This window comes from Streptococcus equinus, assembly GCF_049393805.1.
Lineage (GTDB): Bacteria > Bacillota > Bacilli > Lactobacillales > Streptococcaceae > Streptococcus > Streptococcus equinus.
Map to the genome: position 1 here is coordinate 1,488,001 of NZ_CP185763.1, position 24,526 is coordinate 1,512,526.

Consider the following 24,526-nt stretch of genomic DNA (forward strand, 5'->3'; position numbering starts at 1 on the left):
GATAAATTATATCATAAAAATATAACAACACACCAAAAAATAGCGTAAAAAATTTTTAAAGCACTAGACAACACCAAAAAATAGTGTTATTATATTTTTGTAAAATATAAAGCACCAAAAAATGGTGTGTTTTAAACAGAAAGGAGCAAACAGACATGTTTATCACAGAAAACTATGCTAAAGCAATACGACGAAAACAAGCTGATATGCAACTTACGGCAAAACAAGCTGGTGAACAGATTGGAGTGAACCCTATCACGTATAAAAGATTAAGTTCGGGCGGGGAAGTTAGAACAAAGACTTTTGAAAAAGCTACAGCTTGGTTAGTCAAAGATTATTAAAACGGTAAAAAATCCCTAATGTTCAAAATTACAATAAGGGTATAAAGGAGGAATTTATATGGAAATTATTAAACGAGAAAAAGGGGAGTTTGGAGAGATTAAAATTGACTTCTATTTGAACAAAGATAGAGCAATCTTAGTTACTATCGAACAGTTGGCACAAGGGTTTGGTTATAAAAACCGTAAAGGTATTGAAAAAATGATAGAACGTAACCTATACCTAAAAGAAGAAAAGTTTTCAGTAGCCGACAAATTGTCGGGTGCTGACGGAAAGAAATACGAAACACGTTTGTTCAATAAACGAGGTATCTTTGAAATTGGCATGTTGTCTCGAACTGAAAAAGGTAAAGCTTTCCGAGCTTGGATATATGACTATATCGAAGAATTAGAGAAAGAAAACGCTAATTTTCGCTTTCAACGAGCCTTAGAGAAACCAACACACAAAACGCTGAACGAGGCTATCAGTAAATGGGACAACGCTCCTAAACCACCACATGGTTATTCTATTGTAAGCAACTTACTTTTGAAATTATCAACGGGTAAGAATAAACAACAGTTAACAGCCGATAGAGGTGGTAAAACGGGACTTGATTGCTTAACAAGCGTAGAACTAGCAAAATATCAGGCTTATGAAAAAGCGGTTATCCCACTAATTGAGCTGAACATGGAATACAGTGCTATCCGTGACACATTGTCGCAAGTTCAGTTATGAAAGCAACAAAAAAGGCTTGAGGAGCGAACTCAAACCAGAACAAATTTAATTAACATAACATAAAACTAAAACACTACAGCAGGCAGGCTATAAGGGTTTTAGAAATACTTTTTATGTACCCTATTATACCTTAAAAGCCTTGATAATTCAACATTTAAGAGTTTTAGAACAAAGGAGATATAACATGAGAACAGATGAATTAAAAGAACTTGAAAAACTTGGGTTTGAACTAAGTGACTTACTACCAAGGTTAGAAATGATACAACACGCTAGCGAGGCAGTAACAGCGTTAGACCAGAAAGCAGATAACGCCACCACAGCATACATGGCTACAAAGGTGCTTTCAAATGTTTATACACAAATGCAAAAAATAAGTGCTGAAATTGATGACATTGCTTTTAAACTAATCAACTTTGAGGAGGAGGAATAACATGCTTTATCAAGAAATTGATTTACCTATATGGGCGCAGTTAGTCATTATGGTTTTACTTATTCTAATTGGCATTGAATTGGCTAAAATCAAGCCTACAGAGGACGTTAAGCAAGAGACTAAAGAAACGCACACAGACCACGTCAAAGAACGATACGGGGCTTATATTCAACTGTATGGCAAGCGTTACAACTAAAGGAGGGATAAGCAATGAACGAACAAGAAAAAGACTGTCTTTATAACATGATTGATCTAGCAGACAATGCAATTATGCAAGGTGATAAAGACCACGCTTTAACAAGCCTTTACTTTATCAAGAAAGGGCTACAAGCACTACTAATGGGAATGGAGGCTAACTAATGGGAACATTTTCACTCGAGTTTGAACAAGGCTTATTAGATCGTGTAGACGAACTTTCCAAAAAGAAGTTGGAGCTAGAAAAGCGACTACAAAAACAGACGGGATTAATAAGTGCTAAAGAGCTGAAAGAAGAGTTAGACATAACGGGGGCAACTCTTACAAATTGGGTCAAGTTAGGGCTTAAAGTCTATCAACCACCCTTTGAAAACAGTAAGAAGCAATATTTTAGAGTGTCAGACGTGATTAATTTCTTAACCGTACGCTAGAAAGGAGTAATAATTGGCAAAGACAAAAGTTTATTTTTGGTTGAAAGTTGATAAAAAGTTTTTTGAAAATGTTTTTATCAAGCGATTGAAAAATATGAATGGCGGGTATGCTATGACTGTTATTTATATTCGACTTATGCTAGAGAGTTTAGAAAGTGACTGTATTTTATACTATGACGGCTTTCTTGAAAGTTTGGTAGAAGAATTAGCTATTAAATTGGACGTATCAGAAGATGATATTAATATGACAATGGCTTATTTTACCAAGTGTGGGCTCATTCAAATTGATACCGAGGGAAATGCTGAACTATTGCAAGCTAAAGCAATGTTAGAACAAGAGACGAATCAAGCGCAGTATATGCGGGAATACAGGAAACGTCGAAAATTAAAAAACGATAATTCTTACAATGTAAGCCAAGGGGATAACGTTGTAAATGAACCGTTAACTACTTGTAAGACAGAGATAGATATAGATATAGAGAAAGAGATAGAACATAAGAGTAAGAATAAGAGTAAGAATCAGAATAAGAATAATGCTTCTGCTGATTTTTCTGAAATTTATTCTTACTACCAACAAGAAATTGGTGTCTTATCCCCTAATCAAGCTGAACAACTAGCAGATTATATCAAACTAGATAAGTTTGAACCAGAGTTATTGAAGCGTGCTATTGATAAAGCTTCTAACAATGCTAAGCGTTCTTTTGGTTATGTGAATTCTATTCTAAGGAATTGGAAGCAAAACGGCATTATAACGCTTGTACAAGCTGAAGAAGAGGATAGGAAGTTCCATGAGTCTAAGCAACAACCTGCTAAAAGTGATGTAGAAAGTACTATCCCAGATTTACCATTTTAGAAAGTGAGGTAAAAACATGGAAAAGAACCCATTTGAGAACTTGAAACATATTATAGAACTTGATGAGGTTTGTCCCGTACATAACGTACATTTACAACAGCTTAACAGGACTGTTGTAATAGCGGGAGAAGCCAAACCGAGAAAGCCCGTTCCTTATTGTCCCGAATGTGCTAAAGAGGAAATAGCTCAAAAGAGTCAAAGCGAACTTGAAAAACTCAAAAATAAAGAATTGTATGCAAATACTTATAACGTCTTGGAACGTGATAGTACAATCCCTAAAGAGCTTAAAACGGCTACCTTTGACACTTTTATAGCAAATACACCAGAAGAACGTCAACTTTTAGTCTTTGCTAAAAAGCAGGCGGACAAATATCTAAATGGCATGGTAGGAAATACACTTATAACAGGCGGTACAGGCATTGGAAAGAGTCACCTAAGTATTTCTATTGCCAAAGCGATAAACGAGGGATACAGGGCAAAAAATGAACCTAAGAGTGTGTTGTTTATCAGCCTTACAGAAATCATTAAGGAAATCAAAGAGGGGTGGAATTATGGCAGAGGTGCCAAATTAACAGAGGCAGAAGCGGTTAAGCTATTGACTGAAGCTGATTACCTTATTCTTGATGACCTTGGGGCGAAGAATGCAACACTAAACCCTAAAAGCGATTGGGAACAAGACTTCTTATTCGATATTCTGAATAACCGAGAAAACACGATTATCAATACTAATCTAAGCGGGTCAGAGTTAAAGAATGTCTACAATGAACGCAACGCAAGCCGTATTTTGAAAGGTTTAGAGGGTAACACTTTCAAAGCGTTTGGTATCAAAGATAAGCGTTACAGTATTCGAAACTTGAAATAAAAAATAAATATATATAGTAATAGGGTATATAGGGGTATAGGAATTAACTTAAATTTCTTTTGCGTTTTTTCGCTATTTGGCTAACAAAAAGCCCTAAAATCCTTGATACTATTGGCTTTGTACTGGTGTAAGAATGGTGGTAAGGTAGTATTTTTTTACTACCATAAAGGCAAATGAAAATTATCCAAGTATAAATAAGTAAGGGGGCATAGAAATGCAAGCAGTAGAATTGTTACGAGGCTTTATCTATTTCAAAAAAAGTGATAAAATTGAGGTAGTTGAAATTCCTGAGTTTGGCAGTGTAACTTTTAAAGTTCAGAATGGTGAAGTAGTAGCTAGCGAGACAATGGAACGAAAACAATATAAAAATAAGTAATACTGACTGAACAAATCAGAGGTATAGCAGTTATTATAATTGCTATACCTTTTTTTGTTTATCAAGTAAATAAAAATACTGAAAAGAGGTTTTAAAATGGATAACTATAATGAATTGATTACAGAATTAAATGAAAAAATCGAACATGGCGATAACGGCGAAAAGAAAGCTAATGACGTTTCTGTAACTGATTGGAGTAAAATCGGTAATAAACTAATTGAACGTTTTGAAAATTATCCAACAAAAGTGAAACGTTTAGAGGCACAAAAAAAAGTAAAAGATTTAAAGGGAGAGGCGCAACAAGTTATAGAAAATTTTTCAAATTTTGTTGATAGTCTTAGCGCTAATAACTTATACACAGATGATGCTAAAAAGTCATTATATAAAGAGCAGTATAAACAATCAGAGGCGAAGTTAAAAAGTATTGGTAACGAACAGTGCCAATTATTGAATGAAACAGTTGAATTATCACAGAATAATGCTAAAAAAGCCTATGAAGATTTGAAACACAACGCAAAAACTTCCGACCTAACTCCACAAGATTTTAATTATATTGAGCTTGTGTTAAAACGAGATAATAGTCCTAAAACTAAACAAAAAATCGCAGAAAAATATAACTATCATTTTGTTGTTTTGGATATTTTAAACGCTGGGGTACCAACTGTAGGTGGTGAAGAGGCATTTATCAATCACCCACTAGACTATATGGCAAAAGGTTTGCCACGTTATGGAATGGGTTTTCAAGACGTTTTTCTAGAGCAAGGTGGCGTATATGTTAGAGAAGTATTGAAACCATTGAATAACAAATTATTTAGCGGTTCTATTAGAGACGGTCACCATGGACTTTTTTAATAAAATGTTGGCATGAAATACTGGAAAATACTGGAATGAAATACGAGAAAATACGAGAAAAAACCTAGTGTACAGTCAGCATAGAGCAAGTAGAGAGACAGAGTGAGCATGTATCGGCAATCACACTGAACTGCGAGCGAACTCCGAGAAACAGCCATGAAGAAAGGGGAAAAGGGTGCAGTAGATAAAAATTTAAAGAATTTGGAGGTTTTATGGAACAAAAAAAGCTATTAAAAAAGTTAGAAAATATCAAAAAAATAGATAAAGAAATTAAGGTCATCAACTTAGAAATTCAACACTTGAGCAGTGGTATTTTTACACAGTCAACGCTTACAGATACAAAGGTGAAAGCTAGTAAAACTAAAGATATGGCAGACAAATATAACAGCTTGCTAGAGCGTAAAGAAAAGCTTTTAAGCCGTATTGATACACTTATGACTGAACGTGATAGCCTTATTAGTTTGATAGATGATAACCTAGAAGACCCAGAATTAAGGGCAATTCTTCGCCTTACGTATATTGGCAATAATACGATTTACGATATTGAGGAGTTTTTAGGTATTTCAAGTTCAACTTTTTATAGAAAAAGACAAATAGCACTCAAACAATTAGCGAGCATGGTTTAATTGTGTTTCTTTGGCAATAAAAGTTAGTTCATGCTACAATGTAGTCAACAACAAGAAGAATGTTTAGAATAGCATTCTAGGCATAAGAAAAGCACCCTATCCGCCAAGATTAAGGGTGTTTTTTATCTAAATAAAAACCGTGGAATAAACCACGGAAGAAAATCACAAAGTATTCTATCTAAGTACACTAATATTATAACATAATCGCTTGCGAAAGCCCTTATAGAATATTTAATTAGTAAAAATTAGTACTTTTTCCGTTTTTGGGATAAAGTATTTTAAGGGTGTAGCTATAACTACCCCCTTACTTTTAGATATTTTTGTCGTAAAGTATTCATGGGTGTACTTTCAGGTACGCCTGTACTTTTGCTTAAATTTGAGCGGAAGACACACAAAAAGCGCAAGCCTGAAAGTCAGCAAACAAAAGGCAAGCGCTAGGTAAAAATTAGGTAGTAAGGAAAGTCAAACAGCTTTCCCTCTGCTCCTATTATATCATAAAAAAACTAGGACTATCGGACTTGCTATAGTTATTCTAATTCTAGGTTTGGTAAGAGAAGTGAGATTGAAGACCAAACTTCTCTTAAGCTAAAACAATAGATGTTTTTTGTATATTTTACGGTATAATTATACACAAATATCGTAAAAACAATACTTTTTTTATCTTTTAATACAAAAATTTTTGTATTAAAAGATAAAAATGAATAAAAACGTTGCAAGATATAAAATAATAATGTAAGATAACAATATGGAGGATTAACCAGTATTAATGAATAGGAGGGGTAGTTATGTATGATATCATCACTGCTCATAAGCGTAATTGGTTAAAAACAGTAGTTTCTGGAATGTCTAGCTTAACGTTGCCAACTGCTTTTTCAAAGCAAGACATCGCAAAAGTCCAAATTGATATGTTGTCAGATTCTCAAAAACTAAAGCGCGACTATGCTAAATCTGTTAAGGAAATTAACGAGGAGGCTTTGAAATTTGCCTACAAAGAAAAATAGTGAGTTAAAAGAACTAGTAGAAGCAGAAGATTTAGTTGATAAAGTTGAGAAGTTGCCAAAAAAAGAAAAGCAAGTGGTTCTTGAGAAATTAGAAATTTATCAAGGGGATATGCCACATCCTGATATTTTGAAGGGTTACAACCAATTATATCCTAAGGCGGCTGAGATGATTATTCAAAATGGAATAAAGGAGTCTGAGCATAGACGGAAAATGGAGGAGAAGTATCTTACAGGCAATATTCACTCACATCAACTTGGCCAAGTTCTTGGTTTTATTGTTGCACTAGCTATAGTAGCTGGCGGAGTTTTCTTAATATATAAAAACCACCCGATAGCAGGAAGTATGTTGAGTGGTACAACTGCTATTGGGGTCATTGGATTATTTACAGGAAATTCTAATAAAGATTCAAATAGCAAAGATAGAAAATAAAAACCTTGACATATGTTAGGGTTTTTATTTTCGTTATAATGGATTTATTTGTAAATTTTGGCTATAATAAAAATTAGAAAATCCCCCAAAGCAAAAAAAGTTTTTGGGGGCGTAAGTTTAAAACTTATGTTATTTCATTAATTAATTCTGCTATTGTTCATGTCTTATGTAATCTTATTTTATAAGGTTTGCGTCCATTTTGTTTAGGTTGAGAAAAATAGAAGACTACTATAAAGTAGTTGATAACGATAGAGTTATTATCAATAAATTAGTTAAAGCTATTGTAAATAATGATGAACATAAACTTATGGACCCTAAGCGTTTTAAATTTTCAACATTTTGTAATTATGTTGATAGAATAAAATGTATAACTAACGAAGATTATCTTGATTAACTAAAAAGCACCCGTTAAGGTGCTTTTTTCCTGCCTGCTGAACTCATAAAATTTGTTATCTTTTTTGTTACCCTTTATGTTTCACCTACTTATTTCAAATAAATATTTTTAGAGGTACATAGAGGGAAAGTGTATTTAAAATATGGTATATTTTATAGTGCTATATAATAGAAATAGAATCTTAAAAAGATGATTAAAAGGAACAAACATGATTGAAGTATTATCGAAACAAGAAATTTTAAGCTTACTAACTACAAACTCACGTTATCAGATTTCCAAAGCAACAGGAATATCTGAACAGACGTTATCAAATTACGCAAATGGCGTTACAGATGTCGGGCGTATGTCATATAACAATGCTATAAAGCTTACACAATACGCTAAGGAAAATAATTTATAAAAAGCTTTGTAAGAATTATTAAAATGCAGTCAAAAGACTGCATTTTTTTCGAATAATAAAGTAGGAGGAAAACTCATGCTATATTATGATGAATTTAAAGAGGCAATAGACCGAGGTTATATAAAAGGTGATACTGTTCAAATTGTGAGAAAGAATGGGATAGTATTTGATTATGTTCTCCCTAATGAACCAGTAAAGCCCTATGAGGTGGTTACTACTGAAAAGGTAGCAGACGTTTTAGAAGAGTTAAAAGAATGGTAGAAAGGCAACAAAAAAAGAACCTCAAAAAACCTCAAAAAACCTCAAAAAACAGCCCGAACATTTTCACTATATCATAAAAGCACCCGTTAAGGTGCTTTTTTCCTGCCTGCTGAACTCGTAAATTTGTTATAAAATTTGTTACGTTTTTTGTTACGTGTATTTTATCGTAATTAATATATTCTACCTATAAATACTAGTATGTGTTTTATACTGTAACGTTTTTTATAATATTAATAGTAGGTAAATTTCAATAACAAAAAACGTAAAATGATAACATTTTACGTTTTTTTATGATATAATATTCTCTGAATAATTCTGATTTTATGCAGATTTTAGATTAGTAAATGATTGGAAAGATAGTGAGGTCGAGTGAATGGCTAGAAATGGCTTTTTTACAGGATTAGATATTGGAACAAGCTCGATTAAAGTTCTAGTAGCCGAATTTGTTTCTGGTGAAATGAACGTGATTGGCGTGAGTAACGTTCCCAGTACGGGAGTAAAAGACGGTATTATTATAGATATTGAAGCAGCTGCAGAATCAATCAAAAAAGCGGTTGAACAAGCTGAAGAAAAAGCTGGAATGACAATTGACAAAATTAACGTTGGTCTTCCTGCTAATCTCCTTCAAATCGAACCAACTCAAGGTATGATTCCTGTTCCTAGTGAATCAAAAGAAATCAAAGATGAAGATGTTGACAGTGTTGTCAAATCAGCATTAACAAAAAGCATCACTCCAGAACGTGAAGTTATTTCTTTGATTCCAGAAGAATTTATCGTTGATGGTTTCCAAGGAATTCGTGATCCACGTGGCATGATGGGTATCCGTCTAGAAATGCGTGGCTTGATTTATACTGGACCAACCACAATTCTTCATAATCTTCGTAAAACTGTTGAACGTGCAGGCATTAGCGTTGAAAATGTAATCATTTCACCTCTTGCTTTGACAAAATCAGTTCTTAACGAAGGTGAACGTGAGTTCGGTGCTACAGTGATTGATATGGGTGGTGGTCAAACTACCGTTGCGTCAATGCGTGCACAAGAATTGCAATACACAAATATCTACCCTGAAGGTGGCGAATACGTTACTAAGGACATTTCAAAAGTCTTGAAAACTTCTATGGAAATTGCTGAAGCACTTAAATTTAATTTTGGTCAAGCAAACTTAGAAGAAGCAAGTACTTCAGAAACTGTTCAAGTTGATGTTGTGGGAAGTGAATCTCCAATTTCAGTTAGTGAACGTTACTTGTCAGAAATTATTTCTGCACGAGTTCGTCACATTTTGGATCGTGTAAAACAAGATTTAGAACGTGGTCGTTTACTTGACTTACCAGGAGGAATTATTCTTGTTGGTGGTGGAGCAATCATGCCAGGTGTTGTTGAAGTTGCTCAAGAAATTTTTGGAACAACTGTTAAATTACATGTTCCAAATCAAGTCGGAATCCGTAACCCAATGTTTGCTAACGTTATTAGCTTAGTTGAATACGTTGGTACAATGAGTGAAGTTGACGTTATTGCTCAACGTGCGGTTTCTGGTGAAGAATTACTTCGTCGTAAACCTGTTGATTTTGAACCACAACCACAAGTTCAACCACGAGTGGTTTATAACAATGAACCAGCTGTAACTGCTAACGAAAACATGGTTCCGCAGCCAGCTCCAGTTCAACCTGTTCAAAGACACGAAGAGCCAAAATCAAAATTGAGCGAACGTGTTCGTGGTATTTTTGGAAGTATGTTTGACTAAACAATAAGTGAGGAATAAAAATGGCATTTTCATTTGACACAGCATCTGTACAAGGTGCAGTTATTAAAGTTATTGGTGTCGGTGGTGGCGGAGGTAACGCCATCAACCGCATGATTGATGAAGGAGTTGCTGGTGTTGAATTTATCGCAGCAAACACTGATATCCAAGCATTGAGCTCATCAAAAGCAGAAACTGTTATTCAGTTAGGCCCTAAATTGACTCGTGGACTTGGTGCTGGAGGACAACCTGAGGTTGGTCGTAAAGCTGCTGAAGAAAGCGAAGAAGTATTGACAGAAGCTCTTACAGGAGCTGATATGGTCTTCATTACTGCTGGTATGGGTGGAGGATCTGGTACAGGTGCTGCACCAGTTATTGCTCGCATTGCTAAAAGCTTAGGTGCTCTTACAGTTGCAGTTGTAACACGTCCATTTGGTTTTGAAGGTAACAAACGTAGCAACTTTGCTGCAGAAGGTATTCAAGAACTTCGTGAACAAGTTGATACATTGCTTATCATCTCAAACAACAACCTTCTTGAAATTGTTGATAAGAAAACTCCGCTTCTTGAAGCTCTTAGTGAAGCAGATAACGTTCTTCGTCAAGGTGTTCAAGGTATCACTGATTTGATTACAAATCCTGGTCTTATCAACCTTGACTTTGCCGATGTTAAAACAGTTATGGCTAATAAAGGTAACGCTCTTATGGGTATCGGTATCGGTACTGGAGAAGAACGTATTACTGAAGCTGCTCGCAAAGCAATCTTCTCACCACTTCTTGAAACTACAATTGATGGTGCTGAAGATGTTATCGTTAACGTAACAGGTGGTCTTGACATGACTCTTACTGAAGCAGAAGAAGCTTCTGAAATCATCAGTCAAGCAGCTGGTAAAGGTGTTAACATCTGGCTTGGTACATCTATTGATGATACAATGAAAGATGAAATTCGTGTGACAGTTGTTGCTACAGGTGTTCATCAAGATCGTGCAGAACAAGTTGCTGGTTTCCGTACTCAACCAACTACTCGTTCATTTACAAATAATAATGCACAACAAGCAGCAGGAGCACAATATGCATCAGAACGTTCACAACAACCTAGCCAAGCAGCATTTGAACGTCGTTCAAACTTTGACTACGATATGAGTGAAAATCATGCAATGCCAACTCCACAACAACCTGCTAACCAATCACAACAAAAAGAAAATTCATTTGGAAACTGGGATCTTCGTCGCGACAACATTGCACGCCCAACAGAAGGTGAATTAGATAGCAAATTAACAATGTCAACATTTACAGCAAATGAAGATGCTGATGATGAACTTGAAACACCACCATTCTTCAAAAATCGTTAATGACCGATTTTCAAAAGAATAAGGACCTTGTTTTTGAACAGGTTGCTAATGCAACTAAAGCAGCCAATCGTTCACAAGAAAGTGTCAAAGTTATTGCTGTGACGAAGTATGTTGATAGTGGTGTTGCTGCTCGTCTTATTGACACAGGTATTGAACATATTGGTGAAAATAGGGTCGATATGTTTTTGGATAAATACGAGGCGCTTAAAGATAAGAATTTAACGTGGCATCTGATTGGAACACTTCAGCGACGCAAAGTTAAAAATGTTATTAACTATGTCGATTATTTCCATGCCTTAGATTCTGTTAAGTTAGCAGCTGAAATTCAGAAACGAGCAGAACATCCCATTAAATGCTTCTTGCAGATTAATATTTCTGAGGAAGAGAGTAAACATGGCTTTAAAGTCTCTGAGATTGATGAGGCTTTAGAGCAAATCTCTGACTTTGATAAAGTAGAAATTGTTGGATTGATGACGATGGCTCCTAAAAATGCTTCTGAAAGTGAAATTGATGACATTTTTGGGAAAGCTGACCAATTGAGACAAGACTTACAAGAACGACACTTACCTCATATGCCTTTTACTGAATTGAGTATGGGGATGAGCGGAGACTTTCCAATTGCGATTCGCAATGGAGCAACCTTTGTTCGAATTGGTTCATCATTCTTTAAGTAATGGGAGAAAAACATGGCATTTAAAGATAAATTTGACAAACTAATCTCTTATTTCGATACTGATGAGGTAAGTGATGTTGAAGAAACAGTTGAAGACGATGTGCAACAGCCTCGTGTTCAACCAAAAGTAGAGGTTAAACCGCAGCCAGCACAAAGACGAGTTGAGTCACAACCAGTTTCATCTATTCGTACTCAACAGTCTCAATCTGCTGCAGCTCGTCAACGTGTACAGCCTCAACCTCGACGTGCTTTTGATGAAAATCAGCACGCTCATTTAAATCAACGTCGTGAAGAGCAATTACAAGCTCGTAACAGCCAAGCAACTACAACAATTGCTTTGAAATATCCTCGTAAATATGAGGATGCTCAAGAAATTGTTGATTTGTTGATTGTTAACGAATGTGTTCTAATTGATTTTCAATACATGCTTGATGCACAAGCTCGTCGTTGTTTAGATTTTATTGATGGTGCAAGTAAAGTTCTTTATGGAAGTCTTCAAAAAGTTGGCAGCTCAATGTATTTATTGACACCATCAAATGTCATTGTCAATCTTGAAGAACTTCCTATCCCAAATGCGGGACAAGATGTTGGTTTTGACTTTGACATGAAGAGACGCTAATATATGATTTTTGTATTAATTGTACTATTAAAAACCATTCAATTTTACTCTTATCTGCTAATTGCGTATGCACTTTTATCTTGGTTCCCAGGTGCGTATGATACTGGTTTAGGTCGCTTATTGGTTCAAGTTGTTGATCCAATAGTTAAACCATTTCGACGTTTAAATCTACAATTTATGGGACTTGATTTTACGATTTGGGCTGTGTTTATTGCTTTAAATCTACTAAGTCGCTTTCTCGTAATGCTTTTACTCGGATGAAAAAAGATATTTATCAGCACTTTAGACCAGATGAGTATGATTTCATCGAGAAAATTGATGATATCGCTCAGCGCGTTGAAGAGACATACGCTTATTCATTAACAGATTTTTTAAATCCTCGACAGCTTGAGATTGCTAGAAGCGTTCTTGGTAATAGGGGCTTGCGTTACTTTGTTTCGAGTGATTATTACCCAGCGGAGTACGCACGACTACTAGTTGCTCCTGATTATTATGAGCTTAATCTTGATGACTTTGAATTAGCTTTGTTAGAAGTGAAGTATAATTCAAAGTTCAATCAATTAACTCATGCTCAAATAATGGGAACTTTGCTTAATAGACTTGGAATTAAGCGACATATCATTGGTGATATTTTGGTTGAATCTGGTTATGCTCAGCTATTAGTGACTAGAAATATGGTTGATTATTTTAGGGCTAATGTTACTAAGATAGCTAAAGCTAGCGTAAACTTAAAAGAGGTTCCACTTGATAATTTAATTGTCGGTGAAAAAGAGTCACAGCAATTAGACATCATGGTTTCAAGCATGCGATTGGATAAGGTTTTAGCAACAGTATTGAAGCTTTCCAGAAGTCAAGCAATTCAGTTAGTAAACGCTGAAAAGGTAAAACTCAACTATCAGTCGATTGATAGACCTTCGGAAATACTTCAAGTTGGAGATTTGATTAGTGTTAGAGGATTTGGTCGATTTTCTATTTTAAGCGAGAATGGGCTTACTAAAAATGGAAAAATCAAATTGACCGTAGATAAGATGATACATAAATAAGGAGAAATCAATGGCACTCACAGCACTTGATATTAAAGATAAAACATTTAAACTAAAATTTCGTGGATATGACGAAGAAGAAGTTAACGAATTTCTTGATATCGTTGTAGAAGACTACGAAGACTTGGTTCGTCGTAATCATGAACAAGAAAACAGAATTAAAGACTTAGAAGATAAACTTGCTTACTTCGATGAAATGAAAGAATCTTTGAGCCAATCTGTTATTCTTGCTCAAGAAACTGCTGAAAAAGTAAAAACTTCAGCTAACGATGAAGCAGCTAACCTTGTTAGCAAAGCAAACTACGATGCACAACATCTTATTGATGAAGCTAAATCAAAAGCTAATCAAATTTTGCGTGATGCAACTGATGAAGCTAAACGTGTTGCAGTGGAAACAGAAGATTTGAAACGTCAAACACGTGTCTTCCACCAACGTTTGGTTGCTGCTATCGAAGGTCAACTTGGTTTGACAAATTCACCAGAATGGACAGAATTGTTGCAACCAACTGCAGTTTACCTTCAAAATTCTGATGCAGCTTTCCGTGAAGTTGTTGAAAAAGTTTTGGAAGAAGAAATGCCTGAAACTGACGATGAAATGTCAATGGATGCTACTCGTCAATTTACTCCAGAAGAAATGGAAGAATTGCAACGTCGTGTTGAAGCAGGAAACAAACATCTTGAAGAAACACAAAAACTTCCAGTAATTGATGATAGCGAAGCAGACGACATCAATCTTAACGAAACTCAAACATTTAAATTAAATATTGAAGAATAAGAAAAACGCGATTGATATTCTACATTTACAGCGAGCAGGCGATGGTGCGAGGCCAGCAATCTCTGGGATATCAGTTATCCTTTTCTAATATTTTATCTGAATTGAGTAAGATAAAAGGGACAAACTCACCTTACGGGTTTAAAGAGGGAAATTTAGATTTTCACTCCATTGTTTGGTGTGCCTAAATTTCTAAACTAAGGTGGTACCACGAGCTTTCGTCCTTATTGAGACGAAGGCTCTTTTGTTTTATCACCTAAGAAACATTGTCATTTTTCTGTCGTTGGTTAACAATCCTTTGACAGTTGAATATTATTTATTATAAGGAGTAGTCATGAAATTAAAAGAAACGCTTAATCTTGGAAAAACTGCTTTTCCAATGCGTGCTGGACTCCCAAACAAAGAGCCTAAATGGCAAAAAGAATGGGAAGAAGCTGACATCTACGCAAAACGTCAACAATTAAACGAAGGTAAACCTTCATTCAACCTCCACGATGGACCTCCATACGCTAACGGAAACATCCACGTTGGTCACGCCATGAATAAAATTTCTAAAGATATTATTGTGCGTTCTAAATCAATGTCTGGTTTCCGTGCTCCTTATATTCCTGGTTGGGACACACACGGACTTCCAATTGAACAAGTTTTGGCTAAAAAAGGTGTAAAACGCAAAGAAATTCCTTTGACTGAATACCTTGCAATGTGTCGTGAGTACGCACTTAGCCAAGTAGATAAACAACGTGAAGATTTCAAACGTCTTGGTGTATCTGCTGACTGGGAAAATCCATACGTGACTCTTATTCCTGCGTATGAAGCAGCTCAAATTCGTGTATTTGGTGCGATGGCTGATAAAGGTTACATCTACCGTGGTGCTAAACCAGTTTATTGGTCATGGTCATCAGAATCTGCCCTTGCAGAAGCTGAAATTGAATACCACGATATTGACTCAACATCACTTTACTACGCTAACAAAGTTAAAGATGGTAAAGGTGTTCTTGATACTGATACTTACATCGTCGTTTGGACAACAACTCCATTTACAGTAACAGCTTCACGTGGTTTGACAGTTGGTCCTGATATGGATTATGTTGTTGTAAAACCTGCTAACGATGATCGTAAATTTGTTGTTGCAGAAGCACTTCTTGATAGCCTTGCTGGAAAATTTGGTTGGGAATCATTTGAAGTTCTTGCAAAACACAAAGGTACTGAACTTGAATACATCGTTACTGAACACCCATGGGATACAGAAGTAGACGAACTTGTTATCCTTGGTGACCACGTTACACTTGACTCAGGTACTGGTGTTGTCCACACTGCCCCTGGTTTTGGTGAAGATGACTACAATGTTGGTGTTAAATACAACCTTGAAGTTGCTGTTACAGTTGACGAACGTGGTATCATGATGGAAAATGCAGGCCCTGAATTCCAAGGTCAATTCTACGATAAAGTTGTTCCAACTGTTAAAGAAAAACTTGGTGATCTTTTGCTTGCTAGCGAAGTTATTACTCACTCATATCCATTTGACTGGCGTACTAAAAAACCTATCATCTGGCGTGCAGTACCACAATGGTTTGCATCTGTTTCTAAATTCCGTCAAGATATTCTTGATGAAATTGACCGCACAACATTCTATCCAGAATGGGGTCGCACTCGTCTTTATAACATGATTCGTGACCGTGGTGACTGGGTTATCTCACGTCAACGTGCATGGGGTGTTCCACTTCCAATTTTCTACGCTGAAGATGGTACAGCTATTATGACAAAAGAAGTAACTGACCACGTTGCTGACTTGTTTGAAGAATTTGGTTCAATTGTATGGTGGGAACGTGACGCTAAAGATCTTCTTCCAGAAGGATTCACACACCCAGGTTCACCAAATGGTGAATTCACTAAAGAAACTGATATCATGGACGTATGGTTTGATTCAGGTTCTTCATGGAATGGTGTTATGAACGCTCGCGAAGGTTTGGAATATCCAGCTGACCTTTACCTTGAAGGTTCTGACCAATACCGTGGTTGGTTCAACTCTTCATTGATTACTTCAGTTGCCGTTAATGGACACGCACCTTACAAAGCTGTGCTTTCTCAAGGATTCGTTCTTGATGGTAAAGGTGAAAAAATGTCTAAATCTAAAGGTAACATCATTTCACCAAACGACGTTGCTAAACAATACGGTGCTGAAATCCTTCGTTTGTGGGTTGCTTCAGTAGATACAGATGCTGACGTACGTGTTTCTATGGAAATTCTTGGTCAAGTTTCAGAAACTTACCGTAAAATCCGTAACACACTTCGTTTCTTGATTGCTAACACAACTGATTTCAATCCAAATACAGATGCGGTAGCTTACGAAGATTTGCGTTCAGTTGATAAATACATGACTGTTAAATTCAACCAATTGGTAGCAACAATCCGTAAAGCTTATGAAGATTATGACTTCATGACAATTTACAAAGCTGTTGTTAACTTTATCACAGTTGATTTGTCAGCATTCTACCTTGATTTTGCCAAAGACGTTGTTTACATCGAAGCAGCAGATAACATTGCCCGTCGTCAAATGCAAACAGTCTTCTACGATATCTTGGTTAAAATCACTAAATTGTTGACACCAATTCTTCCTCACACTGCTGAAGAAATCTGGTCATACCTTGAATTCGAACCAGAAGAATTCGTTCAATTATCTGAATTACCAGATGCTGAAGTCTTCGAAGGACAAGAAAATATTCTTGAAGAATGGGATGCCTTCATGACACTTCGTAATCAAGCTCAAAAAGCTTTAGAAGAAGCTCGTAACGCTAAAGTTATCGGTAAATCATTGGAAGCTCATTTGACTATCTATGCTGGCGAAGAAGTGAAAACTCTTCTTACTGCCCTTGATAGCGATATTGCTCAATTGCTTATCGTATCACAATTGACAGTTACTGATGAAGCTGCTCCAGCTGATGCTGTTGCTTTTGACGGTGTCGCATTTACAGTTGCTCACGCTGAAGGTGAAGTTTGTGATCGTTGCCGTCGCGTAGACCCAACATCTAAAGAACGTTCATACGGTGTTACAGTTTGTGATCACTGTGCTGAAATCGTTGAAGCTAACTTCCCAGAAGCAGTAGCAGAAGGTTTTGAAGTAAAAGCAAAATAATAACACTATAGTTATCAGAAAAACGAACTCAATTTGAGTTCGTTTTTTTAGTTTTATGAAAATAAAAAATCAGGTTACGAGAACCTGATTAAAGAGCTGTTGGGAAGGAAATTTCAATTAGATTTGAAGTATGTAATGTTTTTAGCTGATCTAATTGAACGGTTGACTTGTCAATTTTGCGTTTGAGGAAAAATTCTCGGATGGCTTCGATTTCACTGTCTTTAATAGCACGATACTTGTTTGAAATCAACAGCTCGTAGTGACTAGGTGCTTGTGTGAAAATCACATCAGTATTTCCTGCTGAGTATGTCTCAACGAGTTTTGCGTCCGTATTGCGAAGCTGATTGCGGACTAGCTCGGAATGACTACTTGTTGTGTTGATTAACCTCATAAATTTCCTCCTATGGACTTTTCTATCATTATTATAACACTATTTTAGGTGAAAAACCTATATTATGAGAGATTAATGGTGATTTTTTTTCCAAGCTACAACGCCCCATTTGTGACTGCCACGTTTTAATTTTAAAATAGCTTCCTCAATTGGGAACCAAGCAAGGTTGTTAAAGTCTTCAAGTGGAGCGCCAAGTTGTTCGTAGTGAGTTACTTCGTAGATATAAGCTGGATTGTAAAAATAAGTATCACGATGACGAGAGTAGAAGTACTCATCAGCTTGTCCGTAATAATAACCAAGTTCAGCTGAAAATCCTAATTCTTCGATGAGTTCGCGCTTTAAAGCTGAAAAATGGTCTTCATCTTCTTCAATTTCACCGCCAGGAAGAAACCATGAGCCGTTAGGCGCTTGTACTAGAATAATCTGGTCTTTAGTTGCATTTGGAATGACTGCATACACTCCATAACGTGCTTTGTAGTCAACATTGTCAAGTTTTTCACCAAAAGTTGGGTTTGTCATAATATTCTCCTCTGATAGAAATAACGGAGGTAACAAGTTTTTTGTTAGCGTTATCTTTTTAGCCTATTAGATTTATTATACTAAATTTTTTTCTCTTTTGCTAGAAAATTGTCGGAATATTTCGATTTTGACGCAACAAAAAAGTCTAGAAAGTATTAACTTTCTAGACTGTCATTATTATTCTGCTGAAACAGATTCTTCGGTTTCAACTTTTTTAGCTGATTTAATGATGATCTTACCATTGCTTGTCATCACGGCTTTTAAATCTTTTTCAGTTGGGTGTTCAAGATAGAAGTCAGTGATGGCATCTTCGATGTAATCTTGAATAGTTCGACGAAGCGGACGAGCTCCCATCTTAGGATCATATCCAAGATCGACAAGTTTTTCTTTAACTTTGTCTGTGACATCAAGATGAATATCATTTGTAGCTAAACGTTTATTAACATCATCAAGCATGATGTTTACGATTTGAAGAAGATTGTCCTTGCTAAGGGCTTTGAATTCGATGATGCCGTCAAAACGGTTCATAAATTCTGGGCTGAAGAAATCACCAAGTTGACCAAGAACGGAATTAGTTCGACCTTCACGAGCAGCACCAAAACCAACAGAGGCTTCAGCTTTACCAGTACCAGCATTTGAAGTCATGATGATAATAGTGTCCTTAAAGCTTACTGTACGACCTTGCCCGTCAGTCAAACGACCATCATCAAGTACTTGCAAGAACATATGCATAACGTCAGGGTGTGCTTTTTCAACTTCATCAAGAAGAATGAGTGAGTATGGATTACGACGGACTTTTTCAGTCAATTGACCAGCTTCTTCGTAACCAACATATCCTGGAGGAGCTCCGACAAGTTTAGCGACAGCGTGTTTTTCCATGTATTCAGACATGTCAAAGCGAATCATGCTGTCAGCTGAACCAAAGAGTTCAATTGCTAGTTGTTTTGAAAGTTCTGTTTTACCAACACCGGTTGGTCCGACAAAGAGGAATGAACCAATTGGTCGATTTGGTGTGCCAAGTCCAACACGGTTACGGCGGATGGCTTTGGCAATCTTATCAACGGCTTCATCTTGACCGATAACGTGCTCTTTCAAGTCATCAGCAAGGTGAATCAATTGTGATTGTTCTTTTTCTTTCAAATCACCAACAGGGATATTTGTTTTTTCTTCAACGATGGCTTCGATTGTCTTTTCAGTAATCACTGGTATGTCATCTTCGTCAATCGTTTGTTTTTGCATTTCTTTATATTTGGCGATCTGATCACGGAAATAAGCTGCGCGTTCATAATCTTCATCGCGAGTAGCTTGTGTTTTTAGATTTTCAGCTTGAATCAAACGCTTGTCAATTTCTTTTGGATCAACAAAGTTGAGTGTCAAGTTCATTTTAGAACCTGCTTCATCAAGCAAGTCGATTGCCTTATCTGGAAGGAAACGGTCTTGGATGTAGCGATTTGAGAGGTTAGCAGCAGCTTCGATAGCATCATCGCTATATTTGACATGGTGATAGTCTTCGTATTTCTTTTGAATACCACGAAGAATTGTAATAGTTTCTTCAACACTTGGTTCGTCAACTTTTACAGGTTGCATACGACGTTCAAGTGCTGCATCTTTTTCGATAATACGGTATTCGTTAAGAGTAGTAGCACCAACTAATTGTAATTCACCACGTGCAAGAGCTGGTTTTAAAATGTTACCAGCATCCATATTACCGTCGCCAGCATTACCAGCACCAACAATTTCATGGATTTCATCGATAAACAAAATTACGTCTTTGCGTTCACGAATTTCTTCCATGAGTTTTTGCATGCGTTCTTCAAATTGTCCACGGATACCAGTCCCTTGAACAAGGCTTACGACATCGAGACGAATGACTTGTTTGTTTTGGAGTTTTTGAGGAACGTTACCATCAACGATTTTTTGAGCGAGCCCTTCAACAACAGCTGTTTTACCAACACCAGGTTCACCAATCAAAACTGGGTTGTTTTTTGTACGGCGGTTAAGAATTTCGATAACTCGAATGATTTCAGAATCACGGCCCACAACAGGGTCGATATCACCACGTCGTGCAATATCAGTAACGTTGATACCGAATTCTTCTAACAAGCCTTTTGGCTGTTGTTGTTGAGCTTGAGCGCCTTGACGGAAGTTGCCATTTCCGTTGCCACCACGTCCATTATTTCCTCCACCAGGTTGTGTTGGAGGGGTATTTTGAAATCCTTGACCTCCAAATGCAGGGAAGCCACCGAGATTGCTAAAGAAATCATCGAAAGGATTTGTTGATTGATTAGTTGCGTTAGAGGTTGGTTGAGAATTTCCACCCAAACCTCCTAAGATAGCGTTATTTGGGTCAGTTTTCATGATTTGATAGCAGTTTTGGCACAAATCAATTTGTCTTTGCTGACCATTAACATTTGTATACAGGTGAATTGTTGATTCGTTTAAATGACAATTCTGACAGAGCATATAAAATACCCTCCTTTCGTAATGGTCTGACTAATGTCCTAAAGGTCAAAGATAGTCAGATTTCATACTTACATTATAGCACTAGCGATTAGGAAATCAAGTAAAAAGCATCAAAAATTAGCACTCTTTTTGTAAGAGTGCTAATTTTTTCTGAGACGATTTGACTGGTAGCTAAAGAGCCCATCATAGCTCCAAAAATTAAGCCAGAAAAATGATGATACTTAAACTTAAGAAAAGAGGATTGACTAAATGTCAAAAGGATTTTCACCTAATTCCTTTTTAGTAATTAATGATTACGAGTCTCCCAAAAAAGTACATTTAAATCAGTACCTAAAGTCTCGGCAAGCTTGATACACGGGTTATATTTATTATTTTCAATCAAGTTCACAGTTTGTTTAGCAATCCCGATTTGCTTTGCAAGTGCTAATTGAGAAAGCCCTAATGCGGTGCGATATTCTTTGACTCGGTTCATTTTTTTCTCCTTAGTAACAATCACTAGCATAGTAAATTATATGTGACATATCAATTATAAATGACATAAAGATGAATAATTATTTTATTTTTATTCATAAATCACTTGACAAGATGTATAATTATGCTAGAATTAGGTATATTATTCAAAAAGAAAAGGTGGAAAGAAGTATGGCATATAAAGATTCATTTTTGAAAGAGATTGATTTTACTAAGGAAGAGCTGCTTAATCTTATTGATTTAGGATTGAAATTTAAATCATTGAAAAAAGAAAAAATTCCTCATAAATATTTAGAAGGATTGAATATTGCACTAATTTTTGAAAAAACAAGTACACGAACACGTTCTGCGTTTACAGTGGCTGGACAAGACCTCGGAATGAATGTGACATATCTTGGCAGCAGTGAAATTCAACTTGGTAAAAAAGAATCTGTCATTGATACCGCAAAGGTGCTTGGTTCGATGTTTGATGGTATTGAGTACCGAGGCTTTAAGCAAGAAGACGTTGAAACTTTGGCAGAATATTCAGGAGTGCCAGTCTGGAATGGATTAACTGATACTTGGCATCCAACTCAGATGATTGCTGATTTTATGACATTAAAAGAAGTATTTGGAAAGCTAGAAGGTCTTACGATTGCTTATGTTGGTGATGGTCGTAATAACATGGCGAATTCCTTGCTTGTTACTTCAGCTATCTTAGGTGTTAATGTCAAAATTATCGCTCCAGCTAGTTTGCAGCCTGAAGCTGAGATTGTTGAGCTTGCAAAACAGCACAATACCGGCGCAGAATTGACGATTACAGATAATCTTGATGCTGTCAAAGGTGTAGATATGCTTTATACTGACGTTTGGGTTTCAATGGGAGAAAAAGTTGATTTTAAAGAACGTATCGACCTTTTACTTCCTTATCAAATTAATGCTGAGTTGGTAGAAAAGACAGAAAATCCTGATGTGATTGTTATGCATTGCCTGCCAGCTTTTCATGATTTAAATACTGAAATCGGAAAAGAAATTTTTGAAAAATATGGTTTGTCTGAGTTAGAAATTACCGATGAAATTTTTCAAAAATACAGTTCAGTCATCTTTAGAGAGGCTGAAAATCGTATGCATTCAATCAAAGCAATCATCTATAATTCTTTTAAATAGACGCAAAGCGTTAGATTTTGACAAGAAATTGTTATAAATGTGAGAAAATGCATTCCTTTGTTGTTTGTTTAGTAGAATTTATGTTAAAATAGATAAGACAATAAACGAAGAGGAGAATAGTCATGGAATCACATTTGGTGAGAATTATCAATCGTCTTGAATTGATGACGACTGATGGTAGCAATCTTAAACGTAATTTTGAACGTGATGGTGTCGTTGTGGCAGAAGTGTCTTTCAGCAATGACCCTGAAAATGGTCCAGTTTTCACTTTGCGTGATGTTGAAGCTCGTGAGTCATACTCATTTGATAGCATCGACTTGATCGCAATGGAAATTTACGATCTTCTTTACTAAGATAAAGAAAAATTCAGGACAGAGTATAAGGGCAAAGGGTGTATTTTTTCGCCCTTTCCATCCTATTTAGTGTGGTTTCTATGCTTTCTTATATTGCTATTTTGAATTGATAAGGGTCCGCAGATGCGGGCTTTTTATTTTTAATAAAGCTATTTAATACTTATGAATTATTGGTATTTTTATTCAATGTGTGTTATAATTAATTGATTATTGCATATAGGAGACAGAAATGGATTTTTCATTTTTACCAAAGTATTGGGCTTATTTTAACTATGGTGTCCTTGTTACTATCATGATTTCAGCATGTGTTGTCTTTTTTGGGACAATCATTGGTATCTTGGTTGCTTTAGTTAAGCGTACGAATATTAAAATTTTAAATTGGATTGCTAGTTTTTATGTTTGGGTTTTCCGTGGAACACCGATGGTCGTTCAGATTATGATTGCCTTTGCTTGGATGCACTTTAGCAATGCTCCAATCGTAGGATTTGGTGTCTTGGACCTTGATTTTTCACGTTTGCTTCCAGGTATCATTATTATTTCACTAAATAGCGGAGCCTATATTTCTGAAATTGTCAGAGCAGGTATTGAAGCAGTGCCAAAAGGTCAGCTTGAAGCAGCTTATTCATTAGGGATTCGTCCTGTGAATGCTATGCGCTACGTCATTTTGCCACAAGCACTTAAAAATATTTTGCCAGCCCTTGGGAATGAATTTATTACAATTATCAAAGATAGCTCACTTCTTCAAACAATTGGTGTTATGGAATTGTGGAATGGTGCTCAATCAGTTGTAACAGCAACTTACCTACCAATCACACCATTGCTATTTGCAGCTTTCTATTACTTAATGGTTACTACAGTTTTGTCATTTTTACTTAAAAAACTTGAAACTCGTATGGGAAATGGAGGCAATAACTAATGTCAGAAACACTAATTTCAATTAAGGGCCTTCATAAGTATTTCGGAAAAAATGAAGTTCTAAAAGGTATTGATCTTGATATAAAAGCAGGAGAAGTGGTTGTTATTATTGGACCTTCTGGTTCAGGGAAATCAACATTCCTTCGTACAATGAACTTGCTTGAAACACCAACAAAAGGTGTGATTACTTTTGAAGGTGTCGATATTACTGATAAGAAAAATGATATTTTCAAAATGCGTGAAAAAATGGGAATGGTTTTCCAACAATTTAACCTTTTCCCTAATATGACAGTCCTTGAAAATATTACTCTATCACCGATTAAGACTAAAGGTGTTCCGAAAGCAGAGGCAGAAGCTAAGGCTTATGATTTGCTTGATAAAGTTGGTCTTCGTGATAAAGCCAATGCTTATCCAACAAGTCTTTCTGGTGGTCAACAACAACGTATTGCTATTGCACGTGGACTTGCTATGGATCCAGATGTTCTTCTCTTTGATGAACCAACATCAGCTCTTGACCCAGAAATGGTTGGAGAAGTTCTTGGTGTTATGCAAGATTTGGCAAAATCAGGTATGACAATGGCTATTGTAACTCACGAAATGGGATTTGCGCGCGAAGTCGCTGACCGTGTTATTTTCATGGACGGTGGTGTCATTGTTGAGCAAGGTTCACCAAAAGACGTTTTTGAAAATACTAAAGAAGCTCGTACAAAAGATTTCTTGAGTAAGGTATTGTAATATTAAAAAATCTCAGTTGATTTTGAATTCAGCTGAGTTTTT

Annotated in this window: 31 protein-coding genes; 27 read left to right on the top strand and 4 right to left on the bottom strand. The window is 36.1% G+C overall.

Annotated elements, in window-relative coordinates:
* Positions 1 to 155: 155 nt before the first annotated feature.
* The 23 genes from ACN0NP_RS07445 to ileS all read left to right on the top strand — a co-directional run bounded on the left by ACN0NP_RS07445 (position 156) and on the right by ileS (position 17,491).
* Positions 156 to 341: a hypothetical protein gene (locus ACN0NP_RS07445; protein ID WP_423217061.1), complete on the top strand. Its 186-nt coding sequence runs from the start codon at positions 156 to 158 to the stop codon at positions 339 to 341.
* 58 nt (positions 342 to 399) lie between these two features.
* Positions 400 to 1,053: a BRO-N domain-containing protein gene (locus tag ACN0NP_RS07450; RefSeq protein ID WP_423217062.1), complete on the top strand. Its 654-nt coding sequence runs from the start codon at positions 400 to 402 to the stop codon at positions 1,051 to 1,053.
* 184 nt (positions 1,054 to 1,237) lie between these two features.
* Positions 1,238 to 1,483 (top strand): hypothetical protein, encoded by a 246-nt coding sequence (locus tag ACN0NP_RS07455; protein WP_423217063.1) that lies wholly within the window; start codon positions 1,238 to 1,240, stop codon positions 1,481 to 1,483.
* A gap of 1 nt (position 1,484) precedes the next feature.
* Positions 1,485 to 1,679 (top strand): hypothetical protein, encoded by a 195-nt coding sequence (locus ACN0NP_RS07460; protein ID WP_423217064.1) that lies wholly within the window; start codon positions 1,485 to 1,487, stop codon positions 1,677 to 1,679.
* 14 nt (positions 1,680 to 1,693) lie between these two features.
* A complete protein-coding gene (locus tag ACN0NP_RS07465) occupies positions 1,694 to 1,843 on the top strand; it encodes a hypothetical protein (RefSeq protein ID WP_423217065.1) in 150 nt (49 codons plus the stop codon).
* Positions 1,843 to 2,109 (top strand): hypothetical protein, encoded by a 267-nt coding sequence (locus ACN0NP_RS07470; protein WP_423217066.1) that lies wholly within the window; start codon positions 1,843 to 1,845, stop codon positions 2,107 to 2,109. The genes ACN0NP_RS07465 and ACN0NP_RS07470 overlap by 1 nt, the downstream gene beginning before the upstream one ends.
* 13 nt (positions 2,110 to 2,122) lie before the next feature.
* Positions 2,123 to 2,962 carry a DnaD domain protein gene (locus ACN0NP_RS07475; RefSeq protein WP_423217067.1) on the top strand — a complete coding sequence of 280 codons (840 nt, stop codon included), beginning with the start codon at positions 2,123 to 2,125 and terminating at the stop codon, positions 2,960 to 2,962.
* A gap of 16 nt (positions 2,963 to 2,978) precedes the next feature.
* A complete protein-coding gene (locus ACN0NP_RS07480; protein WP_423217068.1) occupies positions 2,979 to 3,824 on the top strand; it encodes an ATP-binding protein in 846 nt (281 codons plus the stop codon).
* A 214-nt stretch (positions 3,825 to 4,038) separates the two neighbouring features.
* Positions 4,039 to 4,200 (top strand): DUF2292 domain-containing protein, encoded by a 162-nt coding sequence (locus ACN0NP_RS07485; RefSeq protein ID WP_423217069.1) that lies wholly within the window; start codon positions 4,039 to 4,041, stop codon positions 4,198 to 4,200.
* A gap of 96 nt (positions 4,201 to 4,296) precedes the next feature.
* A complete protein-coding gene (locus ACN0NP_RS07490; protein WP_423217070.1) occupies positions 4,297 to 5,052 on the top strand; it encodes a hypothetical protein in 756 nt (251 codons plus the stop codon).
* Positions 5,053 to 5,264: 212 nt separating this feature from the next.
* Positions 5,265 to 5,678: a DUF1492 domain-containing protein gene (locus ACN0NP_RS07495; protein WP_423217071.1), complete on the top strand. Its 414-nt coding sequence runs from the start codon at positions 5,265 to 5,267 to the stop codon at positions 5,676 to 5,678.
* Between the two features lie 785 nt (positions 5,679 to 6,463).
* Complete coding sequence (locus tag ACN0NP_RS07500) at positions 6,464 to 6,679, top strand: hypothetical protein (protein WP_423217072.1); 216 nt, start codon at positions 6,464 to 6,466, stop codon at positions 6,677 to 6,679.
* Complete coding sequence (locus ACN0NP_RS07505) at positions 6,660 to 7,109, top strand: DUF2335 domain-containing protein (RefSeq protein WP_423217073.1); 450 nt, start codon at positions 6,660 to 6,662, stop codon at positions 7,107 to 7,109. The genes ACN0NP_RS07500 and ACN0NP_RS07505 overlap by 20 nt, the downstream gene beginning before the upstream one ends.
* A gap of 602 nt (positions 7,110 to 7,711) precedes the next feature.
* Positions 7,712 to 7,903, top strand: a complete 192-nt coding sequence (locus ACN0NP_RS07510; RefSeq protein WP_043914491.1) for a hypothetical protein — start codon at positions 7,712 to 7,714, stop codon at positions 7,901 to 7,903.
* Between the two features lie 75 nt (positions 7,904 to 7,978).
* A complete protein-coding gene (locus tag ACN0NP_RS07515; RefSeq protein WP_074566296.1) occupies positions 7,979 to 8,164 on the top strand; it encodes a Paratox in 186 nt (61 codons plus the stop codon).
* A gap of 373 nt (positions 8,165 to 8,537) precedes the next feature.
* Positions 8,538 to 9,905 (top strand): cell division protein FtsA, encoded by a 1,368-nt coding sequence (ftsA, locus tag ACN0NP_RS07520; protein WP_045798148.1) that lies wholly within the window; start codon positions 8,538 to 8,540, stop codon positions 9,903 to 9,905.
* A gap of 20 nt (positions 9,906 to 9,925) precedes the next feature.
* Positions 9,926 to 11,251, top strand: a complete 1,326-nt coding sequence (ftsZ, locus tag ACN0NP_RS07525; protein ID WP_024344231.1) for a cell division protein FtsZ — start codon at positions 9,926 to 9,928, stop codon at positions 11,249 to 11,251.
* The gene (locus ACN0NP_RS07530; protein WP_027967915.1) at positions 11,251 to 11,925 is read left to right on the top strand and encodes a YggS family pyridoxal phosphate-dependent enzyme; all 675 of its coding nucleotides are present in this window, start codon (positions 11,251 to 11,253) and stop codon (positions 11,923 to 11,925) included. Before ftsZ ends, ACN0NP_RS07530 begins: the two co-directional genes overlap by 1 nt.
* A gap of 12 nt (positions 11,926 to 11,937) precedes the next feature.
* Complete coding sequence (locus ACN0NP_RS07535; protein WP_024344233.1) at positions 11,938 to 12,543, top strand: cell division protein SepF; 606 nt, start codon at positions 11,938 to 11,940, stop codon at positions 12,541 to 12,543.
* Between the two features lie 3 nt (positions 12,544 to 12,546).
* Positions 12,547 to 12,804, top strand: coding sequence for a YggT family protein (locus ACN0NP_RS07540; RefSeq protein WP_004230741.1), 258 nt, complete (start codon positions 12,547 to 12,549; stop codon positions 12,802 to 12,804).
* The gene (locus ACN0NP_RS07545) at positions 12,801 to 13,586 is read left to right on the top strand and encodes an RNA-binding protein (protein ID WP_024344234.1); all 786 of its coding nucleotides are present in this window, start codon (positions 12,801 to 12,803) and stop codon (positions 13,584 to 13,586) included. Before ACN0NP_RS07540 ends, ACN0NP_RS07545 begins: the two co-directional genes overlap by 4 nt.
* 10 nt (positions 13,587 to 13,596) lie before the next feature.
* Positions 13,597 to 14,361 (top strand): DivIVA domain-containing protein, encoded by a 765-nt coding sequence (locus ACN0NP_RS07550; protein ID WP_021141864.1) that lies wholly within the window; start codon positions 13,597 to 13,599, stop codon positions 14,359 to 14,361.
* A 331-nt stretch (positions 14,362 to 14,692) separates the two neighbouring features.
* Positions 14,693 to 17,491 (top strand): isoleucine--tRNA ligase, encoded by a 2,799-nt coding sequence (gene ileS / locus ACN0NP_RS07555; protein WP_423217074.1) that lies wholly within the window; start codon positions 14,693 to 14,695, stop codon positions 17,489 to 17,491.
* An 88-nt stretch (positions 17,492 to 17,579) separates the two neighbouring features.
* On the opposite strand, the gene ACN0NP_RS07560 is transcribed toward ileS, so the two are convergent.
* The 4 genes from ACN0NP_RS07560 to ACN0NP_RS07575 all read right to left on the bottom strand — a co-directional run bounded on the left by ACN0NP_RS07560 (position 17,580) and on the right by ACN0NP_RS07575 (position 21,336).
* Complete coding sequence (locus tag ACN0NP_RS07560; protein WP_004230746.1) at positions 17,580 to 17,882, bottom strand: DUF1827 family protein; 303 nt, start codon at positions 17,880 to 17,882, stop codon at positions 17,580 to 17,582.
* Between the two features lie 72 nt (positions 17,883 to 17,954).
* Positions 17,955 to 18,401 carry an NUDIX hydrolase gene (locus tag ACN0NP_RS07565; protein WP_074566290.1) on the bottom strand — a complete coding sequence of 149 codons (447 nt, stop codon included), beginning with the start codon at positions 18,399 to 18,401 and terminating at the stop codon, positions 17,955 to 17,957.
* A 177-nt stretch (positions 18,402 to 18,578) separates the two neighbouring features.
* Positions 18,579 to 20,864: an AAA family ATPase gene (locus tag ACN0NP_RS07570; protein WP_423217075.1), complete on the bottom strand. Its 2,286-nt coding sequence runs from the start codon at positions 20,862 to 20,864 to the stop codon at positions 18,579 to 18,581.
* A 286-nt stretch (positions 20,865 to 21,150) separates the two neighbouring features.
* Positions 21,151 to 21,336: a helix-turn-helix transcriptional regulator gene (locus ACN0NP_RS07575; RefSeq protein ID WP_423217676.1), complete on the bottom strand. Its 186-nt coding sequence runs from the start codon at positions 21,334 to 21,336 to the stop codon at positions 21,151 to 21,153.
* Between the two features lie 170 nt (positions 21,337 to 21,506).
* On the opposite strand from ACN0NP_RS07575, the gene argF reads away from it, so the two are divergent.
* The 4 genes from argF (at position 21,507) to ACN0NP_RS07595 (ending at position 24,484) form a co-directional block, all read left to right on the top strand.
* Positions 21,507 to 22,481 carry an ornithine carbamoyltransferase gene (gene argF, locus ACN0NP_RS07580; protein ID WP_423217076.1) on the top strand — a complete coding sequence of 325 codons (975 nt, stop codon included), beginning with the start codon at positions 21,507 to 21,509 and terminating at the stop codon, positions 22,479 to 22,481.
* A 122-nt stretch (positions 22,482 to 22,603) separates the two neighbouring features.
* A complete protein-coding gene (locus ACN0NP_RS07585) occupies positions 22,604 to 22,834 on the top strand; it encodes a DUF1797 family protein (protein ID WP_004230761.1) in 231 nt (76 codons plus the stop codon).
* Positions 22,835 to 23,063: 229 nt separating this feature from the next.
* The gene (locus ACN0NP_RS07590) at positions 23,064 to 23,750 is read left to right on the top strand and encodes an amino acid ABC transporter permease (protein ID WP_021141871.1); all 687 of its coding nucleotides are present in this window, start codon (positions 23,064 to 23,066) and stop codon (positions 23,748 to 23,750) included.
* Positions 23,750 to 24,484 carry an amino acid ABC transporter ATP-binding protein gene (locus ACN0NP_RS07595; RefSeq protein ID WP_004230766.1) on the top strand — a complete coding sequence of 245 codons (735 nt, stop codon included), beginning with the start codon at positions 23,750 to 23,752 and terminating at the stop codon, positions 24,482 to 24,484. Before ACN0NP_RS07590 ends, ACN0NP_RS07595 begins: the two co-directional genes overlap by 1 nt.
* The last annotated feature ends 42 nt before the right edge of the window (positions 24,485 to 24,526 follow it).

Bases quoted from the DNA above. Each gene is read 5' to 3' on its own strand.
- ACN0NP_RS07570 (WP_423217075.1), bottom strand. From the start codon at position 20,864: ATGCTCTGTCAGAATTGTCATTTAAACGAATCAACAATTCACCTGTAT.
- ftsZ (WP_024344231.1), top strand. From the start codon at position 9,926: ATGGCATTTTCATTTGACACAGCATCTGTACAAGGTGCAGTTATTAAA.
- ACN0NP_RS07515 (WP_074566296.1), top strand. From the start codon at position 7,979: ATGCTATATTATGATGAATTTAAAGAGGCAATAGACCGAGGTTATATA.
- ACN0NP_RS07530 (WP_027967915.1), top strand. From the start codon at position 11,251: ATGACCGATTTTCAAAAGAATAAGGACCTTGTTTTTGAACAGGTTGCT.
- ACN0NP_RS07540 (WP_004230741.1), top strand. From the start codon at position 12,547: ATGATTTTTGTATTAATTGTACTATTAAAAACCATTCAATTTTACTCT.
- ACN0NP_RS07490 (WP_423217070.1), top strand. From the start codon at position 4,297: ATGGATAACTATAATGAATTGATTACAGAATTAAATGAAAAAATCGAA.
- ACN0NP_RS07590 (WP_021141871.1), top strand. From the start codon at position 23,064: ATGGATTTTTCATTTTTACCAAAGTATTGGGCTTATTTTAACTATGGT.
- ACN0NP_RS07460 (WP_423217064.1), top strand. From the start codon at position 1,485: ATGCTTTATCAAGAAATTGATTTACCTATATGGGCGCAGTTAGTCATT.
- ftsA (WP_045798148.1), top strand. From the start codon at position 8,538: ATGGCTAGAAATGGCTTTTTTACAGGATTAGATATTGGAACAAGCTCG.
- ACN0NP_RS07450 (WP_423217062.1), top strand. From the start codon at position 400: ATGGAAATTATTAAACGAGAAAAAGGGGAGTTTGGAGAGATTAAAATT.
- ACN0NP_RS07535 (WP_024344233.1), top strand. From the start codon at position 11,938: ATGGCATTTAAAGATAAATTTGACAAACTAATCTCTTATTTCGATACT.
- ACN0NP_RS07485 (WP_423217069.1), top strand. From the start codon at position 4,039: ATGCAAGCAGTAGAATTGTTACGAGGCTTTATCTATTTCAAAAAAAGT.
- argF (WP_423217076.1), top strand. From the start codon at position 21,507: ATGGCATATAAAGATTCATTTTTGAAAGAGATTGATTTTACTAAGGAA.
- ACN0NP_RS07445 (WP_423217061.1), top strand. From the start codon at position 156: ATGTTTATCACAGAAAACTATGCTAAAGCAATACGACGAAAACAAGCT.
- ACN0NP_RS07560 (WP_004230746.1), bottom strand. From the start codon at position 17,882: ATGAGGTTAATCAACACAACAAGTAGTCATTCCGAGCTAGTCCGCAAT.
- ACN0NP_RS07480 (WP_423217068.1), top strand. From the start codon at position 2,979: ATGGAAAAGAACCCATTTGAGAACTTGAAACATATTATAGAACTTGAT.
- ACN0NP_RS07510 (WP_043914491.1), top strand. From the start codon at position 7,712: ATGATTGAAGTATTATCGAAACAAGAAATTTTAAGCTTACTAACTACA.
- ACN0NP_RS07470 (WP_423217066.1), top strand. From the start codon at position 1,843: ATGGGAACATTTTCACTCGAGTTTGAACAAGGCTTATTAGATCGTGTA.
- ACN0NP_RS07455 (WP_423217063.1), top strand. From the start codon at position 1,238: ATGAGAACAGATGAATTAAAAGAACTTGAAAAACTTGGGTTTGAACTA.
- ACN0NP_RS07465 (WP_423217065.1), top strand. From the start codon at position 1,694: ATGAACGAACAAGAAAAAGACTGTCTTTATAACATGATTGATCTAGCA.
- ileS (WP_423217074.1), top strand. From the start codon at position 14,693: ATGAAATTAAAAGAAACGCTTAATCTTGGAAAAACTGCTTTTCCAATG.
- ACN0NP_RS07575 (WP_423217676.1), bottom strand. From the start codon at position 21,336: ATGAACCGAGTCAAAGAATATCGCACCGCATTAGGGCTTTCTCAATTA.
- ACN0NP_RS07565 (WP_074566290.1), bottom strand. From the start codon at position 18,401: ATGACAAACCCAACTTTTGGTGAAAAACTTGACAATGTTGACTACAAA.
- ACN0NP_RS07495 (WP_423217071.1), top strand. From the start codon at position 5,265: ATGGAACAAAAAAAGCTATTAAAAAAGTTAGAAAATATCAAAAAAATA.
- ACN0NP_RS07500 (WP_423217072.1), top strand. From the start codon at position 6,464: ATGTATGATATCATCACTGCTCATAAGCGTAATTGGTTAAAAACAGTA.
- ACN0NP_RS07550 (WP_021141864.1), top strand. From the start codon at position 13,597: ATGGCACTCACAGCACTTGATATTAAAGATAAAACATTTAAACTAAAA.
- ACN0NP_RS07545 (WP_024344234.1), top strand. From the start codon at position 12,801: ATGAAAAAAGATATTTATCAGCACTTTAGACCAGATGAGTATGATTTC.
- ACN0NP_RS07595 (WP_004230766.1), top strand. From the start codon at position 23,750: ATGTCAGAAACACTAATTTCAATTAAGGGCCTTCATAAGTATTTCGGA.
- ACN0NP_RS07585 (WP_004230761.1), top strand. From the start codon at position 22,604: ATGGAATCACATTTGGTGAGAATTATCAATCGTCTTGAATTGATGACG.